Origin of the sequence: Aminobacter aganoensis, assembly GCF_014206975.1 — a bacterium.
Classification (GTDB): Bacteria; Pseudomonadota; Alphaproteobacteria; order Rhizobiales; family Rhizobiaceae; genus Aminobacter; species Aminobacter aganoensis.
The window spans coordinates 1-12,188 of the sequence record NZ_JACHOU010000019.1 but is presented as its reverse complement, the minus strand read 5'-3'; the positions used below and the strand labels follow the sequence as shown (position 1 = coordinate 12,188).

The window sequence follows — 12,188 nt, the reverse complement described above, 5'->3', positions numbered from 1 at the left end:
CTTACTCAGAGAGGCCGGCCCCGGGGTGCCGCAACCGCGGGGCCGGCTTCTGGCGGACTGGCCCCCATGACCAATCCGCCAACCACGTTTAGAGGTCGAAGTCGTTTGTCGTCAGCGTGTGACGCCCCTTGATCTTCACCGTGAATTCGGCGTCGCTGCCGCCATTGGTATTGCCCTCCACCAGCGTGTAGTCCTGGCCCTGCCAGGTTTCGTGTGTGACCCGCAGCGCCCCGGCGGCATTGAAGCCGGAACCGGTAACCAGGGTGAACTGGTGGTTGGCAGAGCCGGTATTGGCGTCGATTGCCGACAGGTCGATGCGGTCGCCGGGTTGGAAGGAGACGATGGTGTCGCCATCCGCGTCGGCAGTCGACAGGAAACGGAACGTGTCTTCCCCGGCGCCGCCATCCATGACGTTCACGGCGCTGCTGGCGGTGATCATGTCGTCACCCGATCCGGTGACCACATTCTCGATGCCCCAGAGCGTGTCCGTGCCCGATTGGCTGGACGAGGCACTGCCGCGTCCGCCGAGGCCGGTGCCGAGATCGACAGTGCTGTTGGCGGTGATTGCCGACATGTCGAGCGTGTCGATGCCGGCCCCGCAGGACGACATGCCGTCGCCCCAGTAGCTGTCGTCGCCATCACCGGCCGAGGCCAGGATCAAGTCGTTGCCGGACCCGCCCTGCACTGCGTCGCTGCCCGCGCCGGCATTGATCAGGTCGTCGCCGTCGTCGCCGAAGATACGGTCGGCGCCGCCATCGCCATAAAGCATGTCCGCGCCGTCGCCGCCGAGCATGTCGTCGTTGCCGTCGCCGCCGAACGCCATGTCCCGGCCTTCGCCGCCTGACAGGAAGTCTTCGCCGCCCTGGCCACGCAGAACGTCGTCGCCGGCGAGTGCGATGATCGAGTCATTCGCCGCGGTGCCAAGCAGAACATCGGCAATCGCCGTTCCCGCGATCGCACCGGGCGACACGACGCCGACGTCATCTTCATCCTCGTCGTCGTCGCTGCCGGGACCGTTATCGTCTCCGTCTCCGTCTCCGTCTCCGTCGCCGTCGCCGTTGCCGCTGCCGGGAGGCGGGTTTTCGACATTGTCGTCGTCATCATCATCATCATCGTCGCCGGATCCGATGTTGGGCATTCCCTGAGGTGAAACGAAGGTGACGGAGTGGTTGTCGCTCGTCAGTTTCGTCCGCCCTGTCTCCTCGTCGATCGTCACCTCGTAGTCGGCAATGGTGGTGCCGTCGGGCAACTGGATCACGTCCTGCGGCCGCAGATTGCCGACTATGGTGTCGGTGCCGCCATTGGTCTTGAACACGATGCGATGGGCCGACTGCAGGCCGGAGATGTCGACCGTGTCATTGCCTGGAGAGCCTTCGATCGTGATCGTGCTGAGGCTCAGGCTGGTGTTGGTGTAGTCGCCGAACACCTCGAAGCTGTCCGTGCCGCCGCGCGCATTGATCGATATCTCCTCGATGTTGGTGAGCTGCGCGATCAGCGTCTCGTCGCCACCGCCAACCGCCCGGGTGATGAAGATCTCGTAGCCTTCGGGCGCGGTCGTATCGAGTGCTTCCGCGTATTCGAGGGCGGTGTAGATCCGGAACGTTTCGCCGGCATTGCTTCCGTTGATGTGGAAGGTATCGGTGTTGGCGCCGCCATCGACCGCGTCGAGGTCATCGCCGTTGGTGCCGTCCCAGATGATGGTGTCGTTGCCGGCACCACCATTGATGGTGTCCTCACCGTCGCCGCCGACCAGGATGTCATTGCCGCCATTGCCATTGAGCGTGTCGTCGCCGCCATTGCCTAGGAGGAGTTCGGCACTTCCGCTGCCATTCGTGGTCGCGCCGGCGTTGCTGCCGTTGCTGAGCGCGTAATCGATCCCCGCAAGGCGGATGAGCTCGATGCCCTGCAGCGTGTCGTTGCCGCCCTCGCCATAGGCGTTGACCCTGGCGTTGCCGCCATTGAGGTCGAACCGATAGTCGATCGCGCCGTCCGCGAAGACCGCGGTATCGGTGCCGCCCTGGCCATTCAGCGTGTTGTTGCCAGCGTTGCCGGTCAGCAGGTTGGCCGAGCCGTTGCCGGTAGCGCTGATGCCGCTGGTGCCGGAGAGTTCGAGGTCTTCAACGTCGGCATCGGTGAGGGTGTAGGAAACCGACGAGACGACCTTGTCGATGCCGCCGGCAGTTCCGTTGCCTTCACTGACCGTGTCGCCGGTATTGTTGACGTAGTAGGTGTCGTTGCCACCACCACCGCTCATGGCATCGTTGCCGGTGCCGCCAACGATGACGTTTGCCAGCCCGTTGCCGGTAAGGGTTCGGGTGCCGGAGCCCTGTGCCGTCAGGTTCTCGACATTGTCGCCCAGGCTATAGCTGTTCAGTCCCTGCGCGACATAGACCGTGTCGGTGCCACCGGTGCTGCTCGTCTCCGAGACAGTGTCGTTGCCGTTGACGAAATAGTGGTCGTCGCCATCGCCGCCGACCATGGTCCGGGCGCCGGAACCGACCGTGCCGACAAAGAGGTCGGCATTCGCCGTGCCATTGAGGGGCACAGCGCTGCTGGCAGTGGAATAGAGCACGTTTGCCAGGTGATCGGCGAATTGCAAGCGCTCGATGCCGCTGATCGTGTCGGTGCCGTCGCCTGCGTTGACGGTGAGATTGCTGCCGCTGCTGCCGAAGGCTGCGCCGGCCAGCGAGCCCGAGAAGATGGCCGTGTCCTCGGTTCCGCTGTCGCCGCTGCTCGTGCCGCCATAGAGCGTGTCGTTGCCACCACCGCCACGCAGCCTGTCGTTGCCGCCACCACCGCTGATCGTGTTGCCGCCGCTGTTGCCTGTCAGCACATTGTCCAGGGCATTGCCGGTTGCGCTGTTGCCGCTCGATCCGCTCAAGGTTAGGTTTTCGACGAATGACCCCAGTGTGTAGCTCTGGGACGAGATCACCGTGTCGGTGCCCTCGTTGTCGAGCTCGGTGACCACGTCCGCCGGCGCACTGACGTCGTCGACATAATAGGTGTCGTCGCCGGTTCCGCCGGTCATGGTGTCGTTACCCGTGCCGCCATCGAGGACGTCGTTGCCGGCGCCACCGGTCAGCGTGTCGTTGCCGCCATTGCCGATCAACGTATCGTCGCCGTCATTGCCGGTCAGGACGTCGCCGGCCGTGCCGCCGGTAATGAAGTTGTCGAGCGCGTTGCCGGTGCCGGTGAAGGCGCCGGTGCCGGAACCACTGTTGCTGCCGTTGACGTAGGTGATGTTCTCGACATTGTTGCCGGCAGTGTAGGAGGCCAGCATCGTACGCACTGTGTCGATGCCTTCGCTCGCAGCCTCGACCACGACGTCGGAAGCGTTGTCGACGACGAATGTGTCGCTGCCGCCGCCGCCCCACATCGTATCGGCACCCGTCCCGCCGTTCAGCATGTCGTTGCCGGCGTCGCCGAACAGGGTGTCGTTGCCGTCGCCGCCGTCGAGTTCGTCATCGCCGAAGCCGCCGCGCAGCGTGTCGGCCCCGCCATGGCCTTCCAACTCGTTCGCCTCGTTGTTGCCCACCAGCGTGTCGGCGTTCTGCGTGCCTTCGACGTGTTCGAAATTGCGGATGAAGGCAAAGCCGGTGGCGACGCCCGTCAGCAGGTTGACGTTGACGCCGCTGCTGCTCGAAGTCGCATAGGTCAGCCTGTCGTCATCGCCGTCGCCATCCGAGGTCACGCTGTGCAGGTTGGCATCGACGTTGTCGCCGTCGGCGACGACCGACTCGATGTCGGTCAGCGTGCCACCCTCGAGCTGCGTGATCCGCGTGCCGTCATAGACCACGGCAAGCGTGTCGTTGCCGTTGTCGCCGGTGTAGTAGACGGTGTCGTTGTCGGCCCCATCGGGGTCCTCGCCGCCATTGAAGGCGTTTGGTCCTTCGTCATCGTTGTGGATGAAGGTGTCGCTGCCGAGGCCGCCATTGAGGATGTTGATGTCCGTCCCGGTGCCATCGGCGGTGCCGCCGTTCAGCGTGTCGTTGCCGTCGCCGCCGTTGATCGTGTCGTTGCCCGCGCCGCCGTTGAGGACGTCGTTGCCGGCATTGCCGTTGATCAGGTCGTCGCCGTTGTTGCCGTCGATCACGTCGTCGCCGGCGTTGCCGTTGAGGGTCTCGTCAATGGCCGCGCTGCCGGTGTTATTGCTGCCATTGATGTCGTCGCCCACCATCGAAGTCGGGGCCGAGACGAAGAATTCCTGCCTCCCTCCGTCGTCGGTGTAGTCAACCCGCACGCGCAGATACATGCCGACATCGGCCTGTCCGGGCGTGTAGCTGGAGGTCGCCGACGGAGCGCCGATGTTTGTCCATGACGCTTCGATGCCCGGCGTCGAAGAACGCTGCCACTGATAGGTCAGCAGGCCTTCTTCGAAGGCGTCGCTCATCCCGTCGGGATCGACGAAGGCCACGGCCGCCGTGATCTGCTGTCCCTCGGTTGGCGAGGGATCGCTGATCAGCAGGTTGCCGGACGGCGCATCATTGACCGCAACGACAGGCGCGGTCACCGCCGAGTAGACATATTCCCGGACCTGGCCGCCATCGACGAAGGTGCCGCGAACGCGCAGGCCGAGGCCTGCTTCGGCGTCGCCCGGCCGGAACGTGTTGCCCTGGGCATCGGGAATGTCGACGAAGTCGCCGGTGCCGTCGTTGCGCTCGACCTGCCACTGGTAGCTGATCTTGTCTTCGGGAATGACGCCGCCGGGGAAGTTGGCGTCGTAGACCAGTGACGCATCGACGGTGAGAAGCCCGTCCTCGGTGGCAGGGAGCCCCGTGATGCGCAATTGCCCGACCGGATCGTGGTTGCCTGTCGTGCGCAGGGTGAGGATCTGGTCGGCGAACTGGATGCGTTCGATATTGACGAGGATATCCGTGCCCTCGTCGGTATGCGGATCGATCTCTTCCTGCTCGCGGCGGGCGATGATCGTCTTGTCGCCGACTTGCGTGATCTCGTACCAGTCGCGGTTGCCGGCATAGACGGCAGTGTCGGTGTCGTCGCTGCCATCGGCGGAAAGCACTTCACGCACGATGTGGAGCTGCCTTGGCTTGATCGTGCCTTCGAGCAAAAGCTCCGACAGCGCCTTGCCTGCCCAGGCGACCGGAACCGGCTGGCCGTTGGCGCCGACGTCGGTGGCGGTGAAGACGTGCTTCAGCGTGTCGACGGTGGCGATCTCGTTTTCGGGCGTGTTCGCCGCGTCGGCGTTGGTCAGCCTGATACGGACGTTGAGCCAGGCATCGCCATCGATGAAGTCGTTGCCGCCGCGGCCTTCGATCGTGTCGTGGCCATCGCCGCCGAGGAGGATGTTGCCGCCCGTCCAGGCGATCGCGTCGTCGCTTGCGCCGTTGCGCGCGGCGAGTTCGAGCAATTCGCGCAGGCCGGCAATGCGGTCGACGCCGGCCTGGTTCAACTCGTGGCCCTGCATGTCGAGTTCGGGCTCGAGCTCGCTGGTGTCGCCGCGGTCGTCGCCGCGCAGCACGTCGTTGTGGATCCAGCCCGACAGGCCTTCGGTCTGGTCGAAGCGGTCGCGCAGGATGTCGTTGGCGACGTTGGTGAAGATCGGGATGCGCATATCGGAATCGGCGGCGATCCGGCTGCCCTTGTGGATCGCCCAGTCGAAGCCGAGCATGCCTTCGTTGCGCATCACGCTTTCGCCCTGGACCATGATGTCGTCGCCGGACTCCGCGTCGAAGTCATTCTCGTTCTCGCCCGCGATCATCACGTCGTGGCCGATGATCGTGGAGTTGAAGAACAGCTCCGAGTTGTCGCCGTTGAGGACGTCGAAGCCGTCGCCGCCCTCCATCCAGTCGTCGCCCTCGTTGCCGAGGATGAAGTCGTGGTCGGCGCCGCCGAGGATGAAGTCGTCGCCTTCGCCGGCGAAGACCTCCGTGCCGTCGACGCCGACGATGAACACGTCCTTGCCGTCGCCGCCCATGAGCACGTCGAGGCCATTGGAATTGGCGATGACGTCGTCGCCGTCCTCGCCCTTGATGAAGTCGCCGGTGTCGCCCGAGTCGGTGATGATGTCGTCGCCCGCGCCGCCGATGACGAAGTCGACGCCTGCTCCGGATTCGATGCGGTCGTCGCCCGCGCCGCCCCAGATGGCGTCGTCGCCATAGTCGGAGATGATCGTGTCATTGCCCGCGGAACCGCCGATCACCACGTGCTCGCCGCCGATGAAACGGATGTAGTTGCTGGAGGCGGTTTCGTCGGCTTCGGTCAACAGGTTGTCGCGCTGGACCTTGGTCATGCCGAGGGCGTTGAGCGCGGCGTCGTCGTGCGTCGGATCGTCCTCGATCTGCTTGTCGCGATCGATGTTGAGGACGAAATCGTGCTTGGCGAAGGAATCGACACCCGTCCGGAACGGGCTCTCGATGTCGTCTGCGGTGCCTCGGATGCCGTCCGGACCCGGGTCGATCATGTCGGTGTTGGCCGCGATCAGTTTCGAGAACGCATTGTTCTCGAGCTCGTTGAGCAGGTTCAGGCCTTGCGTGCGCGTCAGGTAGTAGAACCGGTCGAGATCCTGCAGCATTTCGAGCTGCGCCTCGAAGACGGCATTGAAGGTCGAACCAAGCATGCCGCCGAACGGCATCTTCTTTTCCGCCAGTCCACCGATCCACAGGTCGATGTCGTTGAGGCCGCTGTTGGCGGGGTTCCAGCCAGCGGTGCTGTTGAGGAAGGCCAGCCGCTCGGCCGCCGGCGGGGCGCCGACGCCGCCCATGACCAACAGGGTCGCTGCAGCGCGCAGTTCGTCGACATTCTTGTCGCGAAAGCCGGTCGGCGAACTTGCATCGGCAACCTGGCTGGTCAGCGAGGAATGCTTGCCGTATGCGGCGATGAAGTTGATGATCGACGCCGGGTTCTTGAGGTTGGCAGCCAGTTCGCTCCAGCTCGTATAAGGCTTCACGAATGTCGAATTGCTGGCTTCGTAAAGCTGTTCGCGTGCCTGGTTGAGGGTTGGCATGCCGGTGTCGCGGCCACGGGCGATGTTGATCGCCGCGAGATCGAGCGGCAGGCCGAGAAGATTGGTACGCACCGCATCGACGACGAATTCGTCGATTTCGTTGCCCTGAACCAGCGTCATGCCGCGGAAAATGGCGCCGGCAGCCTGGTCGTGCGTGATCGTCCCGTCCTTGTCGAATTCCACGGGATTGAGGAACGCCTCGATGAGGCCGACATCCTGCGACCAATCCGCAAGCTGGCCAGGGGCAATCGCAATCTGCCCCATTTCCTGGACAGGGTCGCCGTTCTCGTCGAGGATCGGGGCGCCATTCGCATCCAGCTTGTCGATGAGCCCGTAGCGCACCGGCGCGCCGTCTCCATCGAGGAACATGCGCGAGATTTCCTCGGTCAGCATCGAGTGGCCGAAGCGATAGACGACATGGGCGAATTCGGCGAATATCGCAGGATCGATGTCAGTGATCGTGTTGAACACGAAGACGTCGATCATCGGCTGCACCTTGCGACCGAATTCCTCGAAGACGAGGTGCTGGTACTGCATTTCGGTCGCGAACCGCGCCGTCTGGAACAGGCGCTCGCCGTTCCATTGGAGGTCGGCGAGATTGGCCGGCAAGGCGGTTACGTCGGTCAGCAGCCATTCGTTGAGAAAGGCGATGTCGGCCTCGCCGCTCTGCACCGTCTCGATAATGTACTGCTTGTTCACCTCGATCTGGCGGTTGTGCTCGGAGTGGAACACGTGGTGGACCGCGGTGAGGCCGATGTTCTCGTTGCCACGGCCGTCGCCGGTGATGAAGTGCTTGTCGAGTAGTTCGTTGTCGTACTGGGTGTTACGGCCGGTCAGCGGGTTGAACTGCACGGCGTTGCCGGCCGGATCGATGCCGCCGATCACCACGTTGTCGACCACGAGCACGCCGTTGGCGATCACCGGTACGGCGTTGTGCGCGATGTCGTCGAGGAACGAATGCGATGTGCGGACCGGCGTGATGCCTTCCACGCTTGCCGGGTCGGTCGGAAGCCGCAACTTGAGAGGATTGTCGAGATTGCCGCTGACCAGCACATCGTCGTTGGTGTTCGGAATGCCATCGGGGCCGAGCCCGACGATCACTTGCGGCATGCCATTGGCATCGCGCACGAACTCGCCATAGAGGTCGGTTCGGATCAGCGGGATGGCAAAGACGTCCTTGTCGGTGAGCTCGATCCCGAGCAGTTCCCGGGCCTGAGCCTTGATGACCGCCCAGGTCGGCAGGCCGCCAAGGTCGACGGAGCCGGCGCCAAAATACTCGTCGAGTTCATTGGGCCTCCTGTTGCCGACCAGCTTACCGGTCGCAAGCGGCTGTCCGTCTGCGTCGAGCTTGTATTCGCGCAGGAAAACCTGGTGCGACGGGTGTGACGTATAGGTCTGGTTCTGGTCGACGAACGGGGTGGTGACGTTGACCGCTTCGCGCTGCGTATCGTCGGCTGTGCCGAGAACGCCGTCGGCGCCGGGTCCTTCGACCTGTGTTGCGCGCGTCAGCACCATGAAGTTGGTGAAGCCGCCCGGTACGTAGAGCGGGTCGTCGGGCTGCAGCGGCACATAGATAGTGCCGTCACCGCCCTTGCTGATCAGATCGAGGCCGTGGTCGAAGAACTGGCCGAAGAAGGTCATCCAGCCGTTGAACGGCGCAGACAGGCCTTCGTCCGGCGCAACATTCGGAATTTTCAGCGAGCGGCCATCGACCTCGAACTCGAGGCCGAGGTCGGTTGCGATGCGGTTCAGGGCTTCCTGTGCACCGATAACCACGTCATCGGCCGTGTCGGCGTCATCTCCGTCGGGGAGCGTGATCTGGTACGCGTCGGCATCGGCGCTGGCCACTGCGGCCGCGGCTTGTGCCGCGGCGAGGTTGCCGTCGATCATCGGCTGCAGGACGGTGAGGTGGGCCGTCGGCTGCCCCGCCGCGATGGCGGCGTCGATCGCGCCCTGGATGTCGTCCTTCATCTTCTGCCAACTGGCGACACGTCCTTCGGCAACATGGACGGCGTGAACCAGGGCATATGGCGCAGTCACAGATGCCATCGCAGCGGTGAGGTCGCCTTCTACGCCGGCATGGCGCAATGCCGCGATCAGCGCGGCAGGATTGTTCGGCGTCTGGTCGGCGATCAGGTTGGAGATGATGCGCGGGTCTGCGTCGGCGATGCTGCCGCTCGCTCCGCCGCTGTTGTAGTTGCCGTTGGTGACCGCGGACCCGGGTTGCGTCGGCCCGTCCGGATCGAAGCTGTCGCCATCCGTTTCGTTGCGCCAGTTGGGATCGAACAGCCTCGGCATGGTCTGGTCGGCGGCGCCCCAGAGTTCGCGGCCGGGGATGATGTTGTTGTAGGTGCCGTCGACGGTGCGCAGGCCATAGGGCAGGTGCGGCTGAGTGATCGCGATGTTGCCGCTGGTGCCGTAGTTGCCGTTCTCGTCGACACGGATCTCGGTCAGCGGGATACCGCTTGCATGCGCCTCGGCAATCTTGATCTGCTTGAGGATGAACTCAAGGTCGTGCTTATTAAGTTTGACAGCCATTTGACTAACCCCCAACTCGAACGAGATCGGATCATCATCCGACGCCTCTATGGATCGTCAGATTATGTCGACAGGGAATGCTGGCCGTAAACGACAGGAAGTCGGGCTATCTTTGCGACTTCTGTCATGTGCCTGTTCGGGACTTTCGGCACCTGTGGAAAGAGGGCAGGAGGTCCCGGCATGATCTGGCGCGACAGGCTTAGTCTTTCGACGCAGTTTCTCGTCGCCGCCGCCCTCGTGCTGTGCGCCTCGATGGCCGTGCTCGGCACCTGGGTCAACCACCAGATAACCCGAAGCGTGCTGGTTACGTCGGGAGCCGGCGGCTCCGATTTCATGATGGGCTTCCTGGAGGCCGAGGTGCAGAACCTGCTGCCCGATGGCACCATGCCGCTGGAAAACCAGCAGCGCCTCGACAGGCTTTTCGTGGGCACGCCGGTGGCGGAGAGCATCGTCTCCATCAAGATCTGGCGGCCCGACGGACGTGTCATCTACAGCAGCATGTCGAAGGACGTGGTCGGCAAGCACTTCGTCTCGGCCGATGTGGCAAAGGCAGCGCGCGGCCAGATCGTCGCCGAGTTCGAGGACATGGTCAGCCAGGAGAGTGCATACGAGCAGACGCTGAACAAGTCCCTGATCGAGGTCTATGCGCCGCTCTACAAGACCGGCACCGACATAGTGGTTGCCGTCGGTGAGGTGTACGAAGACGCCGAAGCGCTCGACGCACAGCTCAATTCCAGCCAAATCCTGACCTGGGTCGTCGTCTGCCTGACGACGCTGCTGATGCTCGCCTTCCTTTACCTGATCGTGCGGCGCGGCAGCTACACCATTGCGCTGCAACGCGCCGAGTTGCGAGAGCGCATTGCCGAAGCGCAGCGAATGGCTGCCCAGAACGAACAGCTGCGGCTGGATGCCAACGAGGCGAATGAGGAGTTGCTGGGTCGCATCGGCTCCGACATCCACGACGGCCCCATCCAGGTGCTGACCCTGGCGCGCTTCCGCCTCGACGAGATCGCCGGTATCTGGAGCACGCAGACGAGGGGCGAGGCGGTCGGAGGATATCTCGACGAGGCAAGAACCACGGTTGCCGGTTCGATCGAGGAACTGCGACAGCTTTCGACAGGGCTGGTCCTGCCGGAACTGAACGAGAAGTCTCCGCGCGACGTCATCGAGCTGGCCCGGGACCGTCACGAAAACATGACCGCGACCCAGGTCGAGCTCGACCTCGGCGAATTGCCGGACCAGCTTTCCGAGGCCATGAAGATCTGCATCTATCGGATCGTGCAGGAATCCCTGACCAACGCCTTCCGGCATGCCGGTGGTATCGGGCAGCGCGTCGAGGCGCGGGTGGTCGATGGATGTCTTCGACTGCTGGTAAGCGACCGGGGCGCTCATTTCGCCAGGGACGTGACGAGCCGGATGCATCATACCAAGCTCGGGCACAGGGGCATTCGCAATCGCGTCCAGGCCTTCGGCGGCACATTGGAGATCGGCAAGACCGAAACAGGCACGGACGTTCGCGTGTCGCTTCCGCTGGACGGTGCGCGGGCCTCGCTCCGCTATGGCAAAGGTCCTTTGTCCCACCGCCTCCTCCGTCGCTGATTGGAGGGTTGTATGCCAGGCGACTTATATTAACCAGATCTTAACAAACTTGTTTGCAACCGACGGTTATGCGGCTAAACTTCTCCTGCGTTTCGGGCTGGGGAGTGTGTCGAAATGCATAGTGTGTTGGTTGCATTTGTAGACGACCATCCAACTCTGCTGGAAGGTCTGAAAGCCATCTTTGGGCGACGCAACGGGTACAAGGTGGTTGCCACCGGTGGTTGTTGCGACGAGGCCCTGGACATCGTCTCGAAGTTCAAGCCGGACGTCGTCGTCCTTGACCTGAACATGCCAGGCAATGCTTTTGAATGCATCAAGAGCATTCGCAAGGCGTCGGGCGAAACGAAGATTGTCGCCTTCACGGCGTCCTCGGGCATCAATCACGCGATCGAGGCCTTGCAGGCGGGTGCGAGCGGATATGTTCTCAAGGGCAGTTCCCTCGACAGCCTGACCGACGCCATAGACGCGGTATTGACCGGCGACACCTACATCACGAAAGGCTTTGCGACCAAGGTGATCGCGGCGCTTACGCATCCTCAGGGCGCGCCGATCAAGCTCAGCGCGCGCGAGGAACAGATCGTCGCGCTGCTGCTCGAAAGCCGAACCAATCGCGAGATGGCCAAGCAGCTTCATCTCAGCGAAAAGACGATCAAGAACTACATGACGCTCTTGATGCAGAAGCTGAAAGTGCGCAACCGCGTCGGCCTGGTCATGGCGGCGAGGGGCATGCCCTTGCCTGGCTCGGCAAGCCGCGATCTCGATCGGATCGGGTTGTTGAACTAGGGCCATCGGCGAGCGACGGACGAGATGCGAGTCCGCGCCAGCATTTCCGCACGAACTCGCAGTCGGCCGAAGCCGACGCCTGAGGCGATCCTTACCAGGGCAATGAGAATGTCTTGACGTTGGTGAAGCTTTTCATGGCTTCGATGACGCCTTCCTTGTAGCCGTTGCCAGAGTCCTTGATCCCGCCAAATGGCGACATCTCGATGCGATATCCGGGGACTTCCCAGATGTTCACGGTGCCGACCTGCAGGCCTGCGATGTATTTCTGCATGCGCCGGAAGTCGTTGGTGCAGACGCCAGACGA

General features: G+C 63.3%; 4 protein-coding genes. 2 read left to right on the top strand and 2 right to left on the bottom strand.

The genetic code is table 11. The features are described 5' to 3' along the window. Nucleotides 1-88: 88 nt before the first annotated feature. Nucleotides 89-9,502, bottom strand: coding sequence for a peroxidase family protein (locus GGR00_RS28350; RefSeq protein ID WP_246441592.1), 9,414 nt, complete (start codon nucleotides 9,500-9,502; stop codon nucleotides 89-91). A 180-nt stretch (nucleotides 9,503-9,682) separates the two neighbouring features. Between GGR00_RS28350 and GGR00_RS23700 the strand changes: the two genes are divergently transcribed. Together GGR00_RS23700 and GGR00_RS23695 are read left to right on the top strand one after the other, a co-directional pair. Beyond that, nucleotides 9,683-11,101, top strand: a complete 1,419-nt coding sequence (locus GGR00_RS23700) for a sensor histidine kinase (RefSeq protein ID WP_184701575.1) — start codon at nucleotides 9,683-9,685, stop codon at nucleotides 11,099-11,101. Between the two features lie 123 nt (nucleotides 11,102-11,224). Then, nucleotides 11,225-11,884: a response regulator gene (locus tag GGR00_RS23695; protein WP_343065633.1), complete on the top strand. Its 660-nt coding sequence runs from the start codon at nucleotides 11,225-11,227 to the stop codon at nucleotides 11,882-11,884. 91 nt (nucleotides 11,885-11,975) lie between these two features. Here GGR00_RS23695 and GGR00_RS23690 read toward each other — a convergent pair. Continuing rightward, nucleotides 11,976-12,188: aldehyde dehydrogenase family protein (locus GGR00_RS23690; protein ID WP_184701571.1), on the bottom strand; the 213-nt coding region annotated here is incomplete at its 5' end.